Source organism: Corynebacterium sp. KPL1986 (genome assembly GCF_000477975.1).
In the GTDB taxonomy this organism is placed as follows: domain Bacteria; phylum Actinomycetota; class Actinomycetes; order Mycobacteriales; family Mycobacteriaceae; genus Corynebacterium; species Corynebacterium accolens.
Genome location: NZ_KI515719.1, coordinates 2,435,085 through 2,455,588, shown reverse-complemented (window position 1 = coordinate 2,455,588; position 20,504 = coordinate 2,435,085). Strand labels below are relative to the sequence as shown.

Annotated in this window: 18 protein-coding genes; 9 read left to right on the top strand and 9 right to left on the bottom strand. The window is 56.9% G+C overall.

Annotation, left to right across the window (positions count from 1 at the left end; translation table 11 throughout):
- Positions 1-11 precede the first annotated feature (11 nt).
- Positions 12-629 (top strand): GntR family transcriptional regulator, encoded by a 618-nt coding sequence (locus tag HMPREF1287_RS11385; protein WP_023016882.1) that lies wholly within the window; start codon positions 12-14, stop codon positions 627-629.
- A 20-nt stretch (positions 630-649) separates the two neighbouring features.
- On the opposite strand, the gene HMPREF1287_RS11380 is transcribed toward HMPREF1287_RS11385, so the two are convergent.
- A complete protein-coding gene (locus tag HMPREF1287_RS11380; protein WP_023016881.1) occupies positions 650-1,429 on the bottom strand; it encodes a putative hydro-lyase in 780 nt (259 codons plus the stop codon).
- Positions 1,420-2,583, bottom strand: a complete 1,164-nt coding sequence (locus HMPREF1287_RS11375; RefSeq protein WP_005277435.1) for an NRAMP family divalent metal transporter — start codon at positions 2,581-2,583, stop codon at positions 1,420-1,422. Before HMPREF1287_RS11375 ends, HMPREF1287_RS11380 begins: the two co-directional genes overlap by 10 nt.
- 297 nt (positions 2,584-2,880) lie before the next feature.
- On the opposite strand from HMPREF1287_RS11375, the gene HMPREF1287_RS11370 reads away from it, so the two are divergent.
- Together HMPREF1287_RS11370 and HMPREF1287_RS11365 are read left to right on the top strand one after the other, a co-directional pair.
- Positions 2,881-4,041 (top strand): acetyl-CoA C-acyltransferase, encoded by a 1,161-nt coding sequence (locus HMPREF1287_RS11370; protein ID WP_023016879.1) that lies wholly within the window; start codon positions 2,881-2,883, stop codon positions 4,039-4,041.
- A complete protein-coding gene (locus HMPREF1287_RS11365) occupies positions 4,042-6,228 on the top strand; it encodes a 3-hydroxyacyl-CoA dehydrogenase/enoyl-CoA hydratase family protein (protein ID WP_023016878.1) in 2,187 nt (728 codons plus the stop codon). It abuts the gene before it with no gap.
- 158 nt (positions 6,229-6,386) lie between these two features.
- On the opposite strand, the gene HMPREF1287_RS11360 is transcribed toward HMPREF1287_RS11365, so the two are convergent.
- Positions 6,387-7,562: an acyl-CoA dehydrogenase family protein gene (locus HMPREF1287_RS11360; protein WP_023016877.1), complete on the bottom strand. Its 1,176-nt coding sequence runs from the start codon at positions 7,560-7,562 to the stop codon at positions 6,387-6,389.
- Positions 7,563-7,757: 195 nt separating this feature from the next.
- On the opposite strand from HMPREF1287_RS11360, the gene HMPREF1287_RS11355 reads away from it, so the two are divergent.
- The 3 genes from HMPREF1287_RS11355 (at position 7,758) to HMPREF1287_RS11345 (ending at position 11,000) form a co-directional block, all read left to right on the top strand.
- Positions 7,758-9,233 carry a 3-oxoacid CoA-transferase gene (locus tag HMPREF1287_RS11355; protein WP_023016876.1) on the top strand — a complete coding sequence of 492 codons (1,476 nt, stop codon included), beginning with the start codon at positions 7,758-7,760 and terminating at the stop codon, positions 9,231-9,233.
- A gap of 35 nt (positions 9,234-9,268) precedes the next feature.
- The gene (locus HMPREF1287_RS11350) at positions 9,269-9,826 is read left to right on the top strand and encodes a TetR/AcrR family transcriptional regulator (RefSeq protein ID WP_023016875.1); all 558 of its coding nucleotides are present in this window, start codon (positions 9,269-9,271) and stop codon (positions 9,824-9,826) included.
- 121 nt (positions 9,827-9,947) lie between these two features.
- On the top strand, positions 9,948-11,000 hold the full coding sequence (locus HMPREF1287_RS11345) for a hypothetical protein (protein ID WP_023016874.1): 1,053 nt from the start codon (positions 9,948-9,950) through the stop codon (positions 10,998-11,000).
- A gap of 20 nt (positions 11,001-11,020) precedes the next feature.
- On the opposite strand, the gene galK is transcribed toward HMPREF1287_RS11345, so the two are convergent.
- The 6 genes from galK to HMPREF1287_RS11315 all read right to left on the bottom strand — a co-directional run bounded on the left by galK (position 11,021) and on the right by HMPREF1287_RS11315 (position 16,890).
- Entirely contained in the window at positions 11,021-12,247 is a 1,227-nt protein-coding gene (gene galK, locus HMPREF1287_RS11340) for a galactokinase (RefSeq protein WP_023016873.1), read from the bottom strand.
- Positions 12,240-13,334: a galactose-1-phosphate uridylyltransferase gene (gene galT / locus HMPREF1287_RS11335; protein ID WP_023016872.1), complete on the bottom strand. Its 1,095-nt coding sequence runs from the start codon at positions 13,332-13,334 to the stop codon at positions 12,240-12,242. The genes galK and galT overlap by 8 nt, the downstream gene beginning before the upstream one ends.
- The gene (locus HMPREF1287_RS11330) at positions 13,334-13,576 is read right to left on the bottom strand and encodes a hypothetical protein (RefSeq protein WP_023016871.1); all 243 of its coding nucleotides are present in this window, start codon (positions 13,574-13,576) and stop codon (positions 13,334-13,336) included. Before HMPREF1287_RS11330 ends, galT begins: the two co-directional genes overlap by 1 nt.
- Positions 13,577-13,586: 10 nt before the next feature.
- Positions 13,587-15,236: a sodium:solute symporter family protein gene (locus tag HMPREF1287_RS11325; RefSeq protein WP_023016870.1), complete on the bottom strand. Its 1,650-nt coding sequence runs from the start codon at positions 15,234-15,236 to the stop codon at positions 13,587-13,589.
- Positions 15,237-15,254: 18 nt separating this feature from the next.
- Complete coding sequence (locus tag HMPREF1287_RS11320) at positions 15,255-16,154, bottom strand: aldose 1-epimerase family protein (RefSeq protein ID WP_023016869.1); 900 nt, start codon at positions 16,152-16,154, stop codon at positions 15,255-15,257.
- Between the two features lie 280 nt (positions 16,155-16,434).
- Positions 16,435-16,890 (bottom strand): YdcF family protein, encoded by a 456-nt coding sequence (locus HMPREF1287_RS11315; protein ID WP_023016868.1) that lies wholly within the window; start codon positions 16,888-16,890, stop codon positions 16,435-16,437.
- A 121-nt stretch (positions 16,891-17,011) separates the two neighbouring features.
- On the opposite strand from HMPREF1287_RS11315, the gene HMPREF1287_RS11310 reads away from it, so the two are divergent.
- From HMPREF1287_RS11310 to HMPREF1287_RS11300, 3 genes are read left to right on the top strand one after another with little or no spacing between them, the layout of a single operon-like run.
- Positions 17,012-18,001, top strand: a complete 990-nt coding sequence (locus HMPREF1287_RS11310) for a LacI family DNA-binding transcriptional regulator (RefSeq protein ID WP_023016867.1) — start codon at positions 17,012-17,014, stop codon at positions 17,999-18,001.
- Complete coding sequence (locus tag HMPREF1287_RS11305; protein ID WP_023016866.1) at positions 17,998-19,548, top strand: sugar ABC transporter ATP-binding protein; 1,551 nt, start codon at positions 17,998-18,000, stop codon at positions 19,546-19,548. The genes HMPREF1287_RS11310 and HMPREF1287_RS11305 overlap by 4 nt, the downstream gene beginning before the upstream one ends.
- Before the next feature lie 9 nt (positions 19,549-19,557).
- A complete protein-coding gene (locus HMPREF1287_RS11300) occupies positions 19,558-20,499 on the top strand; it encodes an ABC transporter permease (protein ID WP_023016865.1) in 942 nt (313 codons plus the stop codon).
- Positions 20,500-20,504: the final 5 nt, after the last annotated feature.

The window sequence follows — 20,504 nt, the reverse complement described above, 5'->3', positions numbered from 1 at the left end:
AGGTGAGGGTCATGCTTTCCCAGTCCGTCGCCACCGCTTTGCGCCAAGAGATGTCGGCCGGCAATTTTCAGCCCGGCGAGCAGCTCAGTGAGGTAAAGGTGGCTGAGCAATTCGGTTGCTCCCGCAATACCCTCCGCGAGGCCTTTACCACGCTCGCCGCTGAGCGCCTGGTCGAGCGCATCCCCCACCGCGGCGTCTTCATCGCCACCCCGGATGCCGCCTATATCCGCGATTTATTCGCCGCTCGCGCCGCCATCGAGCCGGCCGCGGCGCGCTGGGGCGCATTTGCCGATGCCCCCTCGCTCATCTCCCTCGCCTCCTCCGCCTTCGAGTGCGCAAGGCGCAATAAGCACCAGGAAGTCTCCTCCATTAACCAGCGCTTCCACCAAGCACTGGTAGCAGGGCTAGGTTCCGCTACCTTGGATGAGCAGATGAGCAACCTGCTCGCGCGCATGCGGCTTACCTTTTTATTGGTCATCCCGCGCTACCCGCAGCTGCACGCCGAGCACATTCAAGACAACGTTGCTGTAGCCACGCTCATCGCGGATGGAAAACGCGAAGAGGCCACCACGCACTTGCGCGATAGCCTCTTAGAAACCTGCGATACCATCTTGTCCTTCACGGACTAAGAAAGTAGCGGGGACAATGCCTAAGGGATGAGGTACTCCGCATCGCGGGCATTGGTCACCAGCATCTTGCCCGGAGCATGGGAAATGGCCAGCTCCGGCTTTGATTCCATCACGATGGCCTGCGGAGTAACCCCACACGCCCAAAAGACGGGCAGGCAACCTTCTGGGATGTCCACCGCATCGCCAAAGTCCGGGTGCGCTAGATCCACAATGCCGATGGCCGCCGGATCCCCCACGTGCACCGGCGCCCCGTGCACGGACGGATAGCGGGAGGTAATGCGCACCGCATCGGAAACCTGCGATGCCGGAATCGGGCGCATCGATACCACCATTGGCCCGGAGAATACGCCCGCAGGAGTAGTGGGGATATTCGTCCGGTACATCGGCACATTGCGCTGCTGTTCGATATGCGCGATCTCTATACCCGCATCCACCAACGCCGTTTCAAAGGTAAACGAACAGCCGATGAGGAAGCTGACCATGTCGGGGGTGTAATAGGAGGTGGCATCGGCAAGCGTGGCCGTGTGCTCACCGTTTTCAAAGATGCGATAGGCCGGAATATCGGTGCGAATATCGCCGCCAGGTAGCAGATCCGAGGTGTACTGCCCCGCCTCAAGCACGCCGACGATGGGGCACGGCTTGGGGTTGCGCTGGGCAAAGAGCAGGAAGTCGAAGGCGTATGCGCTGGGCAGCGAGAGCAGGTTGGCCTGCATGTAGCCCCGCGCGTGCCCGGCGGTGGTGGTCATCTCGTGGGTGCGCGCGAACTCGCGCACCTCTTCTGGCGTGTGCATTATGCCCATATTGCTGTGATTCCTGAGACTGCGCGGAGGCCGATGAAAATGGTAAGCAACCAGGCCAAGCCGCCAAGGATAAGCAGCCACTTTGGATACTTATAACCCTGCAGCAGATCCTTGCGGCGCCAAGCTACCCACATCACCAGCGCGAAGCCGATGGGAAGGATGAGCCCGTTAATCGCACCGGCGAAGATCAAGAGCTTTTGCGGCGCGGAGTTGATTATTACAAAAATGACCGTGCAGACCGCAATGAAGATAACGGTGAAGATATTACGGGTCCGGGCCGGGGTTTCCTGGGTGGTCACGAAGGAAACCGAGGTATAAGCGGCACCGATGACCGAGGACAGTCCTGCGGCAAAGAGCACCATACCGAATGCACGAAGGCCGAATTCACCGGCCGCGTGGTAGAAGGCATCGGCGGCGGTATTATTTTCTTTTAGCGTGACGCCGGTAGCCACCACGCCCAATACCGCTAAGAAGAGCAGCATGCGCATAATACCGGTGACGATGATGCCGCTGACGGAGGTCCGCGTAATATTCTTGACGTTTTCAACGCCGGATAAGCCTGCATCGATCAACCGGTGCGCGCCGGCGAAAGTGATATAGCCACCGACCGTGCCGCCGATGATGGTGGTAATGACGAAGAAATCGATTTCACCCGGCGCGACGGTATTCTTCAGCGCCTCCCCTACCGGCGGCTGGCTGACGATGGCCACATACAGCATAAGCAGGATCATCACCGCGCCCAGGGCGGCCACGAGGCGGTCCAGCGCCATTCCAGCGCGGCGGGAGAGGAAGATGAACACGGCAATCGCCGCCGCAATGACGCCGCCGATGCGCGCATCGATGCCCAGCATCGCGTTCAGGCCCAAGCCTGCGCCGGCGATATTGCCGATATTAAAAATCGCCCCGCCGAAAAAGACGAAGCCAGCAAGCACCCAGCCCAAACCGGGAAGGACGGTATTGCCCAAGGTATTGGCGCGCATTCCCGTCACGCAGAGCACGCGCCACACATTGAGCTGGATGGCAATGTCCACGAGGATGGACAGCGCGATTGCGAAGGCAAAAGAAGCGCCCATCTGGACGGTAAAGACCGAAGTCTGGGTCAAAAAGCCCGGGCCGATAGCCGAGGTAGCCATGAGGAACATGGCACCTGCCATGGCGCCGATGCCCTTGGGCGGGGTCTTCGCATCCGCCTGCGCCCCCGCCTGTGCCGGGGCGGAAGCCTGTTTTTCAGCACTCACTAATTTCACCTTTCGTGACGCAGGTCGCATCAATAATCCCGAAAGCATAACCGTTGTTCAACAACCTGTAAAACTGATGGGGGTGACGCGGGTTACACCCCACACACCCCTCCACTCCTTCTTGTGCCGCAGAGTAATCATTGCACCTACCGAAAAAGTGACCTAGGATACTAAATAAACGAATCGCTATTCGTCTCACTAACGGAGGACACCATGACTCAGGACATCTACATCGCGAGCGCAGCACGCCTTCCCATTGGCACATTTGGCGGTAGCCTGGCCCGACTCTCGCTCACCGAGCTCGGATCCAAGGCGGCCGAAGCAGCTATTGAACGTTCGGGGCTTCAAGCCGCGGACCTCGATACCGCAGTAGCTTCTAATGTCATTCCCGTCGTTCCAAATGACCTGTACCTCTCCCGCACTATCGCTCGTAACGTCGGTTTGCCGGATTCCTCCACCGCAATGGGTGTTAACCGCCTCTGCGGTTCGGGCGTGCAAGCGGTCATCAGCTCAGCTCAATTGCTGCAATCGGGCGATGGCACCCTGGCCCTCGCCGTGGGCGCAGAATCTATGAGCAATGCACCGTATTCCGTCGAAGGTGCCCGCTTTGGCAAGCGTATGGGAAACGGCAAGCTGTATGACTGGCTCACCGGCACCCTTACCTGCCCCTTTGGCACCGGCCACATGGGCGTTACCGCGGAAAATGTTGCTGCGGACAATAACATCTCCCGCCAGCGTCAGGATGAGTTCACCGCAGAGTCCCTCGAGCGCGCCGCGAAAGCTCGTGTCGATGGCGTCCACAAAGAAGAAATTGTGGCCCTTGATGAGCTGGACTTCGATGAAGGCGTCCGTGAAACGGATCCGGAAAAACTGTCCAATCTCAAACCCGTGTTTGTTAAGGATGGCACGGTGACGGCGGGAAACGCTTCCGGCATTAATGACGGCGCGGCAGCCGCCGTGCTCGCAACGGCGGACGAAGTATCGAAGCGCGGTCTCAATCCCCTAGCCAAGATAGTCTCCTGGTCCATCGCCGGTGTGGATCCAACCCGCATGGGCATCGGCCCCATCGCTGCGGTGCCAAAGGCATTGCGCAAGGCAGGGCTTAGCCTAGATGATATCGATCTCATCGAATCTAATGAGGCGTTCGCCGCACAGGCCATCGCCGTTCAAGATGAACTGGGCTTCGATCCAGCAAAGACCAACATCAACGGCGGTGCCGTCGCCCATGGCCATCCGGTAGGAGCCACCGGCATCATCCTCCTCACCAAGCTGGCCTACGCACTGCGCCGCCTGAACAAGCGCTATGGCCTAGTCACCATGTGCATCGGCGGTGGCCAAGGCATCGCCATGATTATTGAGAATGGAGCAAAGTAAATGAGTGTTACTAAAGTAGCCGTCATCGGCGCCGGCTCCATGGGCTCGGGCATTGCAGCCCTCTGCGCCTCAGCCGGCATGGACGTTGTCCTCCACGATAAAGACGCTGAAAGCGCTCAACGCGGTATCGATATACAGCTCAAGCGCAAAGGTTTCTACCTCCCGGAGTTTGCCGAGCGCGTTCGCGCCAGTGATGATTACGAGCTCCTGGCGGATCGTGAATGGGTTATCGAGGCCATCTTCGAAGATTTAGATGCCAAGCATGCGCTATACCAGAGCATCGAACCACACCTGTCCCCTACCGCGATTGTCAGCTCAAATACCTCAACGCTGCCACTTGAATCCCTACTCGATGGTGTCCCAGAAAGCCTTCGCGAGCGATTCGCCATCACGCACTTCTTTAACCCACCGAAGGTAATGCGCCTCGTAGAGCTCATCGCTTCCGGGGACACCGAGGCCGTGCTGCGCACCACCATCGAACAGACCTTGGGCAAGATTGCGCTCGAGTGCCGCGATACCCCAGGTTTTATCGCCAACCGCGTGGGCTGTTATTGGATGGCCGCTGGTGTGTCCCGCGCCCGCGAATTTGGCGTGAGCTACGAACTGGCTGATGCTTCCTTTGGCCGCGCCTTCGGCATCCCACGGACCGGAATTTTTGGGCTCCTCGATTACATTGGCCTGCAATTGGTTGAACCCATCTGGAAGTCCCTCGAAACCGCCCTCCCGCAGGGCGATGCGCTGCGGGACATCCACTTAAGCGACGATGAGTTCATTGCTGGACTGGTTGAACGAGGCCTTACCGGGCGCACCGGTGACGGCGGATTTTACCGCGGGCGTGACGAGACGATTAATTCCTCGTACGACTACGTTCCCCGCGAACAGACCGATGATCCGGTCGTGGGTATAAAAGATCCACGCAAGGTCATGGAGACGGATTCTCCTGGCGGCAGGTTCGCCCGCGCGGTTTTCCTCGACACCCTGGCTTATTGCTGCAACGTCGCCCCGTCCATCGCGGACCACGTGGGGCTTATCGATGATGGCCTTAAGCTTGGATTCGGCTGGAAGAAAGGCATCTTCGAGCTTGCCGATGCCATCGGAATCGACTGGGTCCTCTCGGCGTACGGTTCCAACCCACCGGAGCTTGTGACCGCAGCGGCTTCTGCGAACGGCTTCTACGGGAATGGTTCGGTTCTTTCCACCAAGGGAGAGGTACAAGAGCTGCCGCCACGCGAGGGTGTGGTGACTCTAGAGTCTCTATCCACAGACATCATCGTCTCTACGGATGCAGGCAAGGTACACGCAGTGGAATCTGACACTGGCCGCATAGGCATCATCGATCTAGATACCCCGATGAATTCTTTGCCGGCTGAGGGCCTTGAGCTACTTCGCGCCGCCGTTGACGCTGCCACCACCGAAAACCTCGTAGCTTTGGTGATTGGTAACGATAAACCGGTGTTCTGCGCAGGAGCCGATCTCGGTTCCATTGCCGCAGCCGGTGAATCCGGGTCGACGGAGCAAGTAGCTAAGCTTATTAAGACGGGCGCGCAGACGCTGCAGGCATTAAAATTTGCACCTGTACCCGTTGTGGCGGCAGTGCGCGGGGTGGCACTCGGCGGCGGCCTCGAAGCCACCTTGTCCTGCGACCGCGTCGTGGCCCACGCCGATGCGCGCATGGGCTTTCCGGAACGCAATGTAGGACTATTCCCCGGCTGGACCGGAACGGTTTCTTCCCTCCAACGGCTAAAGGCCGCGGGAGTAACCGATTACCACCAAAAGGCCTTTGATTTTATCGCCTCCGCTAGCAACTTTTCTTCGGCTTTTGAGGCGCAAAAGCAAGGGTTTCTTACCACAGATGACGTAGTCCTCATGTCTTTTAACCACGTCCTCGCCCGTGCGTTGGAAGAGGCCGAAAAGCTCGCTACAAACTATTCCGCCCCAGCCGATGAAGACATCGAGCTCTACTCCGGTTCCACAGCCCTTGATAGTGAGTGGCCATTGGAGGGCACCACGGATAATGACCACGCGATCGTCTCCAAGTTAGCGGACCATTACACCGGCTCTGGGTCGCTTACTCATTCAGAGTTCTGTGAGCGAGAGTCCGAGTTCGTTATCCCGCTGGTCCTGCTTCCTGCCAATGTAGAGCGCGCACAGCACATGGCTGCCACCCGGAAGCCGCTGCGAAACTAATGGCTTACCCCGCCCCGCCATAAGGCGGGGCTCCTTTGTGGCTGCAGGGCTTCTGCCTTGGACGCGGATAGCTTCGCAGGCTTACCCACCCTTCTATACAGATAGTTCAGACCCCTTCACCCTGGTCTTTCAGGGTGAAGGGGTCCGCTTTAGTCTGGTTACTTATATGCCGAAAAGCCGGTGATCTTTTTGCCCATAATGAGCGATTGAACGGTATCGGTACCTTCGTAGGTATGCATTGCCTCCACATCGGCGAAGTGGCGAGCGATGTCATTTTCCAAAAGAATTCCCACGCCGCCGAGCATATCGCGGGCATCGGCAGCAATCCGCCGCGCGGCGCGAGTATTGTGAAGCTTCGCCGCAGAGGCCTGCTCAGGGGACAAGGCTCCCGCATCGTCACGCTGCGAAACCTCGCGGCAGGTAAGCATCATCTGGCTCAGATCAAGGACCATATTCGCCAGCCGTTGCTGGATAATCTGGGCCTTAGCCAGCTCGCGGCCAAACTGCACACGCTCGAGCACGTAGTTTCGCGCGGTTTCATAACAAGCAATGGCCGAGCCGAGCGCCATCCACGAAACACCGACGCGCGTTGCCGTCAGCACCCGGGCGACGTCTTTAAAGCTGCGGCAACCAGGAAGCTGGTTTGCTGCCGGAATGCGGCAATCTTCCAACGTGATATGCGCTTGGTGGATAGCACGCAGCGAAAGTTTCCCTTCGATGACAGTGCCGGTATAGCCCGGCGTTTCTTGCGGGACGATGAATCCGCTGACGTTGCCGTCTTCGAGGCGAGCATAGATTATCGTGATACCGCCCGAAGCACCGCTTCCAATCCACTTCTTCTCGCCGTTGAGTACCCACTCGTCACCATCGCGAACCGCGGTCGTTTCCAGCGCGATTGAGTCGGAACCGTGGTTAGGCTCGGTCAGACCAAAGGCACCAAGCAATTCGCAATTGGCCATCTTGGGCAGGTGCTCGGCCTTCTGCTCCTCAGAGCCCAGCATGTCGATAGACCGCATGGCTAGGCCAGCCTGGACAGCGATGACTGTTCCCATGGACGCATCCGCGCGGGTTATTTCCATGAGCGCCAAGCCCGCACCCAAGGTGGACATCTTGTCATGTCCCTCAATGGAGAGACCATCCGTCATGACATCCAATTCGCCGAGCCGCTTGACCAAATCAAGTGGGTACTCTGCGGCCTCCCAATGCTTATTGATGACGGGATCGGAGTACTTCCGGAACTGAGCGGCGCGCTGCCAACCGGCGGCATCAGATTCAGAAAGATTGTCAAAGACACCAAGGAAATCGGTGGTTGCTGGGAACTGATTATGGGACATGAAAGGTTCTCCAAACGGTAAGAGGCGAACAATTATTAGTTACCATTTTTGACCTACATCACATGAACTGTCAAGGAATCCAGCTCACAAATTCCAATAAATGTGGTTGCGGACACAGGTTTGAGTTGTAGTATGTGAACTACGACGAATCATGATTCGTAAGAATGTCCCTGCAAAGCAAGGAGTTTGCATCCCATGCCAAACAAAGTCGTCAAAGATATCAATGCTGCACTCGAAGGCCTAGAGGACAACATGTCCATGGCTGTAGGCGGGTTCGGCATCTGCGGAAATCCCTTGGTCCTGCTCGAAGGCATAGTAGGCACAAAAGTCACTGGCCTTGAGGTCTATTCCAATAATCCCGGAACACAGATCGACAATCAGCACCTAGGCCTCGCCCTCCTGTTCAATGCGCGCCAAGTTGCCAAATTCGGCGGTTCTTTCATCGGGTTCAACAAGGAATTTGAACGTCAATTCTTCGCCGGTGAGCTTGAGGTTGACCTCATCCCGCAAGGAACTTTGGCGGAGATGATGCGTTCGGGCGGAGCGGGAATCCCGGCGTTCTACACCGCCTCGGGCGTCGATACCGCGCGCTCCGATGGCGGCCTGCCTGAACGCTATTCCTCCGACGGGTCCGGCACGCTCGTTCAAGAATCCAAGCCCAAAGAAACCCGGGAATTTACGTTTAACGGTAAGACGCAAAAATACGTCCTCGAGGATTCCCTAGTCACTGACTTCTCGCTCCTTCGCGCATGGAAGGCCGACCCCGAAGGCAATCTCGTGTTCCGCAATACCGCCGGAAACTTTAATGCCGATGCCGCGAAGTGCGGCAATATAACGGTGGTTGAAGTAGAGCACATGGTAGAAAGCGGCGAACTCGAACCCAATGACATCGATGTTCCCGGAATCTTTGTGGACAGGCTCTTGCCGCTAACCCCAGAACAAGCAGCCAATAAGCAGATTGAGCGCCCTACGTACCGAGTTAAATCGGATAATGGAGACGAGCGCCCCGAGGATCTCAATATTCCGGACAAGGGCTGGTCCCGCCTGCAAATTGCAGAACGTGCGGCCCAAGAACTGCAAGACGGCGAATACGTGAACCTCGGCATCGGCATGCCAACCGCGGTGGCCAATTACGTGCCCAAAGACATCGATATCACCCTGCAATCCGAAAACGGAATCCTCAAGACGGGACCTTATCCGTTGAAGGAAGAGATGGACCCGGATACCATCAACGCGGGCAAAGAATGCGCCACGATTCTTCCCGGTGGCTCCGTATTCGACTCCTCCACAAGTTTCACTATGATTCGCGGCGGCCACGTCAATACCGCCATCTTGGGTGCATTGGAGGTCTCGCAAAATGGCGACATCGCCAATTGGGGCATCCCGGGTGTGAAGATGAAGGGCATGGGCGGAGCCATGGACTTGGTCAAGGGCGCGCAGCGGGTCATCGCGATTATGGACCACGTCGCGCCCGATGGTTCCTCCCGCATCCGCACCGAATGCACCCTCCCGCTCACGGCAAAGGGCGCTATTAAAACCGTCATCACCAGTCTGTGTGTCTTTGATATCACCGAAGACGGATTGGTGCTTAAGGAACTGGCACCAAACGTCACTAAGGAAGACGTAGCAGAGAACACCGAAGCGGAGTACACGGTGGCTGAGGGCGTATAGTATCCTCCGTAAAACAACAAAAGGAGGATTCCACGGTGGCTAACCAGCGACGTCGCGACCAAATCGCTGCTGCCGCGCTCGATCTCTTCGATCAGCGCGGCTACCACGCCACGGGAATGCAGGATATCGCACAGGCTGTAGGAATGCGCGCTTCCAGCCTTTATAACCACTTTTCTTCCAAGCAAGAGCTGCTTTCTGAGGTCACAATTGCCACCATGGAAGACCTTTTGCGCGCCAATGCCACCGGGCTGGTGGGATTTACAGATCCGCGCGAAAGACTCGTCGAGACGATGAAGGTGCATGTCATCTTTCATGCCACCCACGCTCGGCGAGTCCGCGTAGTCAATAACGAGCTCAATAATCTAGAGCAGCCGCATAAATCCGTCGTGCTTCAGCTTCGCCGCGATTATGTTGCGCGGTGGATGTCCGTGGTCAATGAAGGAAATTTTCACGCCGAAAACCTGAAGATTGCCTGCTGGGCTCTCATTGATATGGGCATCGGCGTGGCTCAGTGGTTCAGCCCAGAGGGCGCGTATTCCGCCGAAGAATTGGGCGCGATGTACGGCCAATTTGCCCTGCGGCAACTTACCTAAGCCGCTCCACGGGGCGCTGCGCTCATATGCTTGCCGATGCCGCCCCCATCTTCCCACCAGTTTCCCACAAAAGGGCAACGTTATTGCAGCACTAGTAAGCAGAAATGATTTACTAGAACCAATGGAACCCCTCGAGCTCTCAGCACTTACCGGCACGCAATCGCGCACCTATGGCACCCGCAAAATCACCAAGGACATGGTGTCTGCGCCGGTCCATGTGGCGATCGCGTTGTGGGATGAACGCTGGGATTCAGCGGAGGATGGAACCATCGAGGGGTGGGTCATTGCGGTCAATACCGCCCAGGCACGCTTCGTGCGCAAAGGCCAGATCAAAAAAGGCGATATCGTTAAAGTTGCGGTACGCGAGCTGCAACGCGCCCTGCACGGAATCGATGGGCGCACCTGGATTGTCACCGGGCGCAGGCAAAATGCGCTCCGAGCGGCGCTCGAGAAGCGCGGCTATACGGTGACGGGGAGCTTTGCGGGGGAGAATCGGGCATCGGCAAGCGCGAGCTCCGCACGCCGCAAACAAGCTGGCCTGACCGCGCGGAAGGCGCGCAAGCTGGGCGAGGCCCCGAAAAAGAAAGAAGCCAACCACGTCGAAACGCCAGAGGCGAAATGGTGGCCCAACTTCTCGCACACGACGTCGTGGCCGGCGGGCGCGGTAGCGCGCATCGCTACCGACGCCTCCTCCGATACCGTATTCAAGGGCTCGATGTGTTTCGTGGCGGGAAACGGTGACTACCGCCTGCGCACCCGCGAGACGAAAGCTAGCACGGACGAACTGGAACTAGAAGCGCTCACGCTCGCGTTAAAGTACCTGCTCAAGGTAGGTGCGACAAAGGCTGTCATCGAATCCGATTCTGTTGCGGCATTGGATGCGGTCAACCACATTGTGCACAAGAAAGGCTCGAAGGCGGCACGATCTGGACGCAGGTGGCGCGGTGTCTCGTCTGGCGCGCGTTCCCGGTTCCAACAGGCCTGGGGCGACCTCGAAGGCACCTGCGAGGTGGATATTCGCAGGGTGCTCGGCCATGCTGGGGATCCGCTCAATCGCGCCGCCGATCAGATTGCGTATATGGGGCTGCGCGCCATTGCCCACCCCATGAAGCAATCGCGGCCTACCTTGCAAAGCGGGATCAGCAAGGCGCTCAAGGCGGTAAAGCCCCGGTAACGGTTACCGCCGCAGCACGCTTAGTGCAATCGGCGCGCGCCCTCTCCAGGGCGGGCCACCACGAAGGTCGGAGCGGGAAAGCCCTGCTGTGCCGCTGCTTCTTCAATAGCCTGCGCGGTCGCGTCCACGTCGTTCTTCGCTATTAGGGCGATAACTGCGCCGCCAAAGCCACCGCCAGTCATGCGCGCACCGAGCTCACCTGCCGCGTTAAAAGCAGAGTCGAGTTCGGGCGTTGTGACCTCGTAAAGATCCCGCAGCGAGCCATGGCTATCGCGCATCAGCTGGCGAAATGTGTCCAAATCAGATGCGCACAAGGCGGAAGCAGCGCTCAAGGTGCGCTCGGTTTCTTCCACCACATGGCGCACGCGCCTTTGGTACAGCTCGGCCGAATCCGAGGACTTTTCGGCGACGGTTGCAGCAAAATCCACAGCATCCGGAATATCGCGAATGGTGCACCCAGCCGCGGATTGCACATCATCGATAATCCCGCGGCGGGAGGCGTACTGGCCATCGGAAAGTGTGTGAGGCGCGTTGGTATCCGCAATGAGCAGCACCAAGTCTTGGGAGGCGATATCGAAGGGGATGCGTTCGACGGCACCGGTAGCAAAATCGAGGAATAAGGCCTTTCCACGCTGCCCAAAGAGGCTGGCATTTTGATCCAGTCCCCCGGTAGAGGCGCCCACCACTTCATTTTCTGCGCGCATGCACGCCTCAACCAACCCAGCGCGGGCAGCATCATCGGGTAAATGCCCATGGTCGAGTTCATAAGCCGCTACGGCAATAGAGCACTCCAACGCTGCAGAACTGGATAAACCAGAGCCAACGGGAACGTCCGATACAATCGCGACGTCGAGTCCATCGCACCGCAATAGATCGGCCTCGACCGCCGCCCAGATGGCTCCTGCGACGTAGCCTGACCAGTCAGCGGGATGCCCCGGTTGTACGCTAGAAAGCGGAACACAGGCCTGAGCGACGGAACCATCGAATTCTGAAGCGATGCGTATTGCGCCATCTGTACGCGGGCGCACGGCCACGGCCGTATTTTGTTCCAAGGCAAAAGGAATGGATGCGCCACCGGCATAATCAATATGCTCGCCGATGAGGTTCACCCGCCCTGGAGCCGCCCACACCCCCACCGGCTCAGGGGCAGCAGCACCTGCCTCATCTTCAGCGAAAGTCTCCACGAAAAGCCGATGGGCAGCGGTTGCGAGTTCCTCGTCCGTGCGCGTAGTAAACCAATTAGGCATCCCAGACCTCCTTAAAGCGTGCAGCGATGCGTTCTGGGGTGGTGTCATTAATCCACACTCCCTGCGCGGATTCAGACCCGGCAAGATACTTCATGCGATTTGGCGAGCGCATGAGCGAAAATAGCTGCAAATGCATGCGGACGCCCGAACGTAGCTCCGGATCCACCGGGGCTTGTGTCCAGCCGGCAATATATGGCGTCTTTTCCACGCCCTCAAAAAAGCGATCGACCGCGGAATAAAGCTTTTTCACCACACCAGCAAGGTCGGCGCGTTGTGCTTCATTAAGCGCCGAAAAGTCTGGGACATCGTCATTGGGCAGAACCATCGCCTCAAGCGGCCATTTAGCGGCCGCGGGGACGAAGACCGTGAAATATTGAGTCTCCGCAATGATGCGATCGCCTGCTTCCCGTTCCCTATCGAGAAGATCCTGAAAAAGATCGCCGTCATAGGCGCGAACCGAATCCACAATCGAGCGCAACCGCGGGGAAAGGAACGGGTAAGAATAAATCTGGCCATGCGGGTGCTGGAGGGTAACCCCAATTTCTTCCCCGCGATTTTCAAAGGGGAATACTTGCTGTATTCCATCGATGGCGGATAATGCGGCGGTGCGGTGTGCCCAGGCCTCGATCACGGTGCGAATACGGGATTCAGGCAGATCGCGGAATGAAAGGGTTGGGTCTTCGGTAAAGCACACCACCTCGCAACGGGCCTGGGCTGGCAGACGCGGGACCATGCCGAGGAGCTCATCTTTATCCGGTTCCTCAATCGTGGCGGCCATGGAGAAAGAGGGAAAGCGGTTTTCAAAAACCACCACGTCATAGCTGGGGCTGGGAATCTCAGTAGGCAGTTGGTCTGGCCGCGTCGGGGCTAGAGGGTTCTCATTTGCCGGCGGCATGAAGGTCCTGTTCATGCGGTGTGCGGCAAAAGCAACCCAATCTCCCGTCAATGGATCGCGCCGCATTTCGGAAGCGGGAGCAACGGTGGGAATATCGCGGGCATCATCAAGCACGCGGTCGGAATGCGGCTGATCGTCGAAGTAGATGATCTCGCGGCCATCGGCAAGCTGAGCGTGAGTGATATCAACCATTAGTCTTCTCCTGGGATCCTGATTGGTTTCAGGCGCGCCCACAGAACAAAAAGCGCTGCTACCGCGAGCATTGCCAGGCCTGCCCACAGGTTATTCGCCGCCTCTTTTGGCATTGCGGTATCCGGGTTGACGCCAGGGTCAAGGAAGAAATAACAAGCAATGAGAATAATTCCGTACAGGCCTAATAAGGCGCCAATCACATTGCGCAGGTCAAACGCGCCTGCGTGCTTTTTATCAGACATGAGCTACTCCTTAGGCAAAGATGATGTTGAGGCCAACGGCAATAACGAGGCAAATAATGCCCAATGGGACAGTTTGCTGGTACCACGGCAGGGACTTTTCGGTGTAGTCCTCGAAGTGGCCCTTAGGCGTCACGGAAGAAACAAAGCCCACGAGCTCGCTGTCAGGTTTGGGCTGGGTGCACATGCTGACGATGATGGACACAAGGATATCCACAACGAAGGCGACACCAGCAGCAACGAACGCAGTTCCCTGCCCCGGAAGATTAATGGCGTCAGTGAAGGTAGCTACGTACCAGAACGCAATCGCCGAAGCCGTACCGGCAACCAAGCCCGACCAACCGGCGTGCGGAGTCATCCGCTTCCAGAACATGCCCAAGATGAACGTGGCGAAGAGCGGCGCATTAAAGAATCCAAAGAGCGTTTGCAGATAATCCATGATATTGCCAAAGTTTTTCGCCAACAACGCGGTGAAAATCGCAATCGCCGTCGCCGCTACCGTAGCCCATCGCCCGAACTTGAGGTAATAATCGTCCTCACGATCCTTAACCACATACGTTTGCCAGATGTCATAGGACATAACTGTGTTAAAGGCAGAGATATTGGCGGCCATACCAGCCATAAAGGATGCCAACAAGCCCGCAATGGCCACGCCCAAAAGGCCATTAGGCAGCAAATCACGCATCAGCAACAAGATGGCATCATTCGGTTCAGCCCGTTGTTCCATCAGGTCCGCAACCGATACCGAAGCCACCATGCCCGGAATTACCACCAAGAATGGGATAAACATCTTTGGGAAGGCACCGATAATCGGAGTCTTGCGAGCAGCGGAAATGGAATCTGAGGCCATTGCTCGCTGCACCTCGACGAAGTTCGTGGTCCAGTAGCCGAAAGACAGCACAAAGCCCAAACCCAAGACGATTCCGATGACCGACCACACGGGGTTTTCGAAACCGGAAATTTCCGTGCCCGGCCACGTGTGAAAGTGCGATTCATCAGCAACGACATCTTTCAAGCCGCTCCATCCGCCGACTCGGTTAAGGCCGATAATCGTCAAAGGTGCGAGTGCCGCCACGATGACAAAGAACTGCAATACCTCGTTATAAATGGCTGCGGAAAGGCCACCCAATGTGATGTAGGACAGCACGATAATCCCGGCTACCAGCAGAGATACCCACATCTGCCATCCCAGCAAGGCTTCTACGATGGTGGCTAGAAGGTAGAGGTTCACGCCGGCAATGAGCAGCTGAGCGATGGCAAAGGAAATCGCATTCACCAAGTGTGCTGCGTTGCCAAACCGCTTGCGCATGAACTCTGGGACCGAACGCACCTTGGAGCCATAATAAAACGGCATCATCACGATGCCAAGAAATACCATGGCGGGAACGGCACCGATCCAGAAGTAGTGCATGGTCTGGAAGCCATACTCCACACCATTGGCGGACATACCAATAATTTCTACCGCACCCAGATTGGCGGAAACGAAGGCCAACCCGGTTACCCAAGCCGGCAGACCCCTTCCGGATAGAAAGAAGTCAATGGAGTTTGAGACCCGGGCCTTTGCCGCCCAGCCGATGCCCAAAACGAATAGGAAGTAAATGGCTACCAACAGGTAGTCCACCCATGAGGCATCCAGCCTCAATACGGATTCAGCTGTTTCCATCGCTGACCTTTCTCGATTTTATTTTTCTACGGCAGACAAATGTAGGTTAAAAACTTGCGGTTTCCCCTGCTTTAGTCGCACAAGATCTATCCCACTGCGCAAGGCATTAGGTGGCGCACTCATAGGTTCAACTGCCAAGGCCTTGCCCGATGGTGCTACATCGCGGGGAAAATTCTCCGGTGTATACAGTTGCACCCACTCCACACCGCTATCCATGGCCAAGCGGACCCCGCGGCCATCGGCGGTATAGTCCGCTACAAGCGGGCCGTGTCCGTGAAAACAGTCATCCCAGTTCACACGGTCCAGCGGTGTGTCCACCAACTTCGCCGGGCGCACCTCACCGGTGGGCAGGTTTCTTTCACCCAGAAGGTGGTGCTCATCTACATTCAGGTTGAGCACGCACTCGTGCGTGGGCGCACCCTGCGCAGACAAGTAAAGGTGAAGCCCATAAGCAAATGGAATCTCCTCGGCGTGCTCGGTCACGGCCTTCACATGAGAATGCAAGCCGCTGTCATCCACGGCGTAGGTGGCTACTAGCTCTACAGTCCAAGGCCAGCCATTGTGGGGCCCAATGCTAAAAGTTAGCGTGACCTCGTCTTTATGCTGTTCAACTAGCTTCCACCAGTCCACTGCAAGCCCATGAATAGCGTTATTGCGCTCTGGTTCTGTAATGCCCAGCTGGTAGTGCTCGCCCTGCCAGGTGAATTGACCGTCTTCGGTGCGGTTAGGCCACGGCGCCAGTACCACCCCAGCCATCATCGGGGGCTTGTCCTTATAGGTTTCTAACAGCGGCCGTCCCTGAAAGGTCAGGGACTTCACGCCGCCGCCCCATAGGGCAATTTCGGCTAAGTAATCGCCATGAGAGATGCTGACGCACTCAATGTCGGCGCGCTCTTCATTCGATGTATAACCGGTCATATTAACGACCTTTCTGGCTATAACGTGTGATTGAAATCAGCTTAAGATCTCGCGCAAAATCAAGTCAATCGTTTGCACAACCATCTCCTTAAAAGGAGCATTTGGCCAGCTCGGCCACTGCAAGATTGACCCATTTCAGGGCTACTGCGGTGTACATACCCACACCATTGCGTACCCACATGCCTGAGATTGATTTTTACCTCTCCCCCAGAATGCGAGGAATACTGGCCTCCCAGCAGTCCAAGCCAGACGAGATCACCCCCTGCACAATCGCTTCCCACTACTTGCACAGTCGCCGCCACAGGATGCGCGCCGCGGAATGCGGGGTCGCCACAAGCTCGCGCAGGTAATTGCTCGGCATCGAGAGCCACGGCGTGCGTGCGGGATGAACGTTGATCGCAATGCCCAAATGCCAGGCCCACAATGTGGTGCGCAGTGCATGGAAATCGTTGGTAACCACCTGCAACACAGCATCTGGTGCGAGGCTATGCGTGTTTTCTAGGTTCTCATTTGTACTGGTAGCGGCCGGTTCCACAAGTACATCCGCAGGATCCACACCCCGCTGGATCAAGTACTCAGCCATCGCACCCGCTTCCCCGCGGCCAGAGACGATGACCGTCTGTCCAGAATAGAGTTCGAGCGCCTTATCCAAGCGCGACCGCAGCATGGCGCCCGGGTGACCGTGGGTGACACGGGAGCCCAAAACAAGGAGCGGATCGCGCTGGGAATTGTCCATGATTATTAGCTTAGACCGGCGGGAACCCTTGACACCTATAAGAGCCAAACCGTAGAGTTAAAATAATCGTGCAAACGATTGCACACTTAGTCGTTAATTTCCCATCTATGAGGAGCTCGGCATGGCTACAACCACGCTGAAAGACGTCGCCGCGGCTGCTGGGGTGTCCATTTCCACCGCCTCACGCTCTTTGGCGGGAAATACCTCGATCTCAGAAGCCACGCGGACTCGGGTTCAAGACATCGCCAATAAGCTTAATTACAGGCCCAATGCTCAAGCGAGGGCCCTGCGCAGCGCGCGCTCACACGCCATCGGGCTCATCATTCCCAACCTGGATAACCCCTACTTCGCCGCCATGGCAGCAGCGGTGGAAAAAGAAGCAAACGCCCAAGGCATCGCCACCATCATTACCAGTTGCGGGGAAGATCCGGAACGCCTAGTGACAGCACTGGAAGCATTGGGACAACGACGAGTCGACGGCATCATCGCCGTACCACTCGCTGGAGCAAAGGATGCCCTGGCGCAATCGCAGGAACAACGCCCCCTCGTTCTCATTGACCGCGAACTCGACTCGCTGCCAGCCGTGGTTTCGGACCCCTCCCTTGGAATCAACGACGCCGTGGCCCAACTCAAGGACAAGGGCCATACCAAGATTGGTTATCTCTCAGGGCCGCAGGAAACATCTACTGGTCGCCAGCGCCTCGAAGTGTTTAAGCAGGCCGCTCAGGGAATGGATATACACATCCACCAAGGCAACTTTCGGCACAAGGAAGGCTATAAGGGCGCCATCGAACTGCTGCAAGCAGAAGTCACCGCAATTGTTGCCGGGGATTTCATGATGACTGCCGGCGCATTAGAGGCCTGTCATAACGCCGGTAAATCCATCGGCCAAGAAGTAGCGCTCGTTGGTTTCGATGATTTTATCTATCTGCGGTTTCAAGCAGCCCCAATTTCCGTGGTGGACCAAGATGTCGCCTGCATGGGCCGAGCCGCCGCTGCTGAACTCATCGCATCCATCGAAGACAAACGACAACCCCAAGGAAAAGTCCTTCCCACCCGCTATATTCCGCGGATGTCCACAGCCCACGAGGTGCAGGGAGAAAACACATGAGCGATACCGTCCTCAAACTCGACAACGTTACTAAGTCCTTCGGACCAGTCGAGGTCATCAAAGGCGTAGATTTAGACGTACGCTATGGGCAGATTCAAGCCCTCCTCGGTGAAAATGGTGCCGGGAAATCCACACTCATCAAGATGATCGCAGGCGTACACGAGCCGGATTCAGGACGAATCCTCATTGATGGATCCGAGGTGAAAATCCCCGATACCAAAGCCTCCGAAGCGCTTGGCATCGCCACAATCCATCAAGAGCTCAATCTCGTTCCCACGATGTCTGTGGCAGAAAACATCATGCTCGGGCGGACGCCGAATAAGTTTGGCCTAGTCAACAGAAAACACCTCAAAGCACAAGCTAAAGCAGCATTAGACCTCATCGGCTTGGACGTTGATTTAAATCAACCGGTAAGCGAGCTGGGCATCGCCAAGCAGCAATTGGTAGAAATAGCCAAAGCCCTATCGATGAATGCGCGCATCCTCATTCTTGATGAGCCAACCGCGGCATTGACGGGCAAAGAGGTCGATGCCCTTTTCACGGTATTAGAGGACCTGAAAGCCAAGGGCGTCGCGATGGTTTTTATCAGCCATCACCTCGATGAACTGGCGCGAATCGCAGAAACCATCAGTGTGCTGCGAGACGGCGCCTTCATCGCTGAAGTCCCCGCTGATACCGAAAAGGACGAGCTGGTGCGCCTCATGGTTGGCCGTGAGATTGAAAATCAGTATCCGCGAAAAGCTTCGGCTCAGCCTGGCGAGGCACTGCTTGAAGTTAAAGACCTGTCCTCCGAAGGCGCATTTCACGATGTCTCGTTTGAAGTGCGCGCCGGCGAAGTGGTCGGGCTGGCCGGCCTTGTGGGAGCGGGCCGTACCGAGATTATCCGCGCTATCGCCGGTGCGGATTCGTATGATTCGGGCACCATATACGTCGCAGGAAATGCTTTACCCAACGGTGATATCAGTTCCTCTATCGCTGCAGGGGTAGGCCATATTCCGGAAAACCGTAAATCTCAGGCCTTGATTCTCGATGCTTCAGTATCCGACAACCTTGGCCTTGCCACCTTGTATCCCACGGCGAAGGCAGGGCTCGCAGACCGCAAGGGGCAACACCAACGGGCCGGTGAGGTTGCCGAAACCCTTCGGATCCGTATGGCCGGGCTGGACCAACCCATCCGTGATCTCTCGGGTGGTAACCAGCAGAAGGCTGTGTTCGGCCGGTGGGTACTGGCCGGCTCCAAAGTCTTATTGCTTGATGAACCAACTCGCGGCGTCGATGTTGGTGCAAAGGTAGAAATCTACAACATCATCAACGAAGTAACTGCAGAAGGCGGAGCAGTACTCATGGCTTCCTCTGATCTGCCCGAAATCCTCGGTATGTCTGACCGCATCCTCGTAATGTCCGGTGGCCAACTGGTGGGACAGCTACCCAAGGATTCCACTCAAGACGAGGTCATGGCACTTGCCGTTTCCAACGTAGCTGCCGCTACGGAAGTCTCCGCAGTCAACACCGAATCCGCCACACCACCTTCCGCCTCTACAAAATAAGGAATACTCATGACCAAGAATCGCATTGCCAACTGGGCCATGAATAATGGCGCGCTCGTGGGGCTCATCGCCTTGTGTATCGCGCTCTTTATCGCCACTCCCTATTTCCTTACGGTGGCTAACCTCCTCAACGTAGGTATTCAAGCTGCCACGGTGGCCATCTTGGCCTTCGGCATGACTTTCGTCATCGTCACTGCAGGCATTGACCTTTCTGTTGGCTCGGTGGCGGCCTTGGGAGCAATGGTTTCGGCCTACATGTTCTCCAACGCTGGGCTTCCCGGCTGGCTTACTCTGCTTATCGGTTTGTTCGTCGGTGCGCTCGCCGGTGCTATCTGCGGTATGGCCACTGCTTGGGGAAAAATTCCCTCTTTCATTGCAACTCTGGCCATGATGTCCATCGCCCGCGGCATCACGCTCGTAATTTCACAGGGTTCGCCCATCGAAACTGCACCCACAGTTAACGCTTTCGGCGGTGACGTATTCGGCTTCCCTGTTCCCATCATCATGATGGTCATCGCTGGCGTTATTTGTTGGTTTATCTTAGAGCGCACCGTCCTTGGCCGTTCGATGTATGCCATTGGCGGAAACCTTGAAGCCGCGCGCCTGTCTGGTCTACCAGTAAGGCGTATCCAAATCGCAGTATTCGCGCTTTCCGGATTTTTCGCCGCCTGGGCAGGAATGGTTATGGCGGGCCGCCTTGAATCCGCACAGCCACAAGCCGGAACCGGCTATGAGCTAGATGCTATTGCAGCCGTTGTCATTGGTGGTGCCTCCCTTTCCGGCGGACAAGGCAAAGCCACGGGCACACTCGTTGGCGCCATCCTTTTGGCCGTGATTCGCAACGGATTGAATCTGCTCAATGTTTCTTCTTTCTGGCAGCAGATTGTCATCGGCTTGGTCATCGCCCTAGCCGTGGGCTTCGACGTATTCCGTAATAAGACCGCGAATTAGGCAGG

What these genes read in the sequence shown, in the direction of transcription:
- galK (WP_023016873.1), bottom strand. Translation starts at nt 12,247, where the DNA reads ATGCCTAATTGGTTTACTACGCGCACGGACGAGGAACTCGCAACCGCT.
- HMPREF1287_RS11375 (WP_005277435.1), bottom strand. Translation starts at nt 2,583, where the DNA reads ATGGCAGGTGCCATGTTCCTCATGGCTACCTCGGCTATCGGCCCGGGC.
- HMPREF1287_RS11370 (WP_023016879.1), top strand. Translation starts at nt 2,881, where the DNA reads ATGACTCAGGACATCTACATCGCGAGCGCAGCACGCCTTCCCATTGGC.
- HMPREF1287_RS11325 (WP_023016870.1), bottom strand. Translation starts at nt 15,236, where the DNA reads ATGGAAACAGCTGAATCCGTATTGAGGCTGGATGCCTCATGGGTGGAC.
- HMPREF1287_RS11385 (WP_023016882.1), top strand. Translation starts at nt 12, where the DNA reads ATGCTTTCCCAGTCCGTCGCCACCGCTTTGCGCCAAGAGATGTCGGCC.
- HMPREF1287_RS11355 (WP_023016876.1), top strand. Translation starts at nt 7,758, where the DNA reads ATGCCAAACAAAGTCGTCAAAGATATCAATGCTGCACTCGAAGGCCTA.
- HMPREF1287_RS11320 (WP_023016869.1), bottom strand. Translation starts at nt 16,154, where the DNA reads ATGACCGGTTATACATCGAATGAAGAGCGCGCCGACATTGAGTGCGTC.
- HMPREF1287_RS11310 (WP_023016867.1), top strand. Translation starts at nt 17,012, where the DNA reads ATGGCTACAACCACGCTGAAAGACGTCGCCGCGGCTGCTGGGGTGTCC.
- HMPREF1287_RS11330 (WP_023016871.1), bottom strand. Translation starts at nt 13,576, where the DNA reads ATGTCTGATAAAAAGCACGCAGGCGCGTTTGACCTGCGCAATGTGATT.
- HMPREF1287_RS11315 (WP_023016868.1), bottom strand. Translation starts at nt 16,890, where the DNA reads ATGGACAATTCCCAGCGCGATCCGCTCCTTGTTTTGGGCTCCCGTGTC.
- galT (WP_023016872.1), bottom strand. Translation starts at nt 13,334, where the DNA reads ATGGTTGATATCACTCACGCTCAGCTTGCCGATGGCCGCGAGATCATC.
- HMPREF1287_RS11300 (WP_023016865.1), top strand. Translation starts at nt 19,558, where the DNA reads ATGACCAAGAATCGCATTGCCAACTGGGCCATGAATAATGGCGCGCTC.
- HMPREF1287_RS11305 (WP_023016866.1), top strand. Translation starts at nt 17,998, where the DNA reads ATGAGCGATACCGTCCTCAAACTCGACAACGTTACTAAGTCCTTCGGA.
- HMPREF1287_RS11345 (WP_023016874.1), top strand. Translation starts at nt 9,948, where the DNA reads ATGGAACCCCTCGAGCTCTCAGCACTTACCGGCACGCAATCGCGCACC.
- HMPREF1287_RS11380 (WP_023016881.1), bottom strand. Translation starts at nt 1,429, where the DNA reads ATGGGCATAATGCACACGCCAGAAGAGGTGCGCGAGTTCGCGCGCACC.
- HMPREF1287_RS11365 (WP_023016878.1), top strand. Translation starts at nt 4,042, where the DNA reads ATGAGTGTTACTAAAGTAGCCGTCATCGGCGCCGGCTCCATGGGCTCG.
- HMPREF1287_RS11360 (WP_023016877.1), bottom strand. Translation starts at nt 7,562, where the DNA reads ATGTCCCATAATCAGTTCCCAGCAACCACCGATTTCCTTGGTGTCTTT.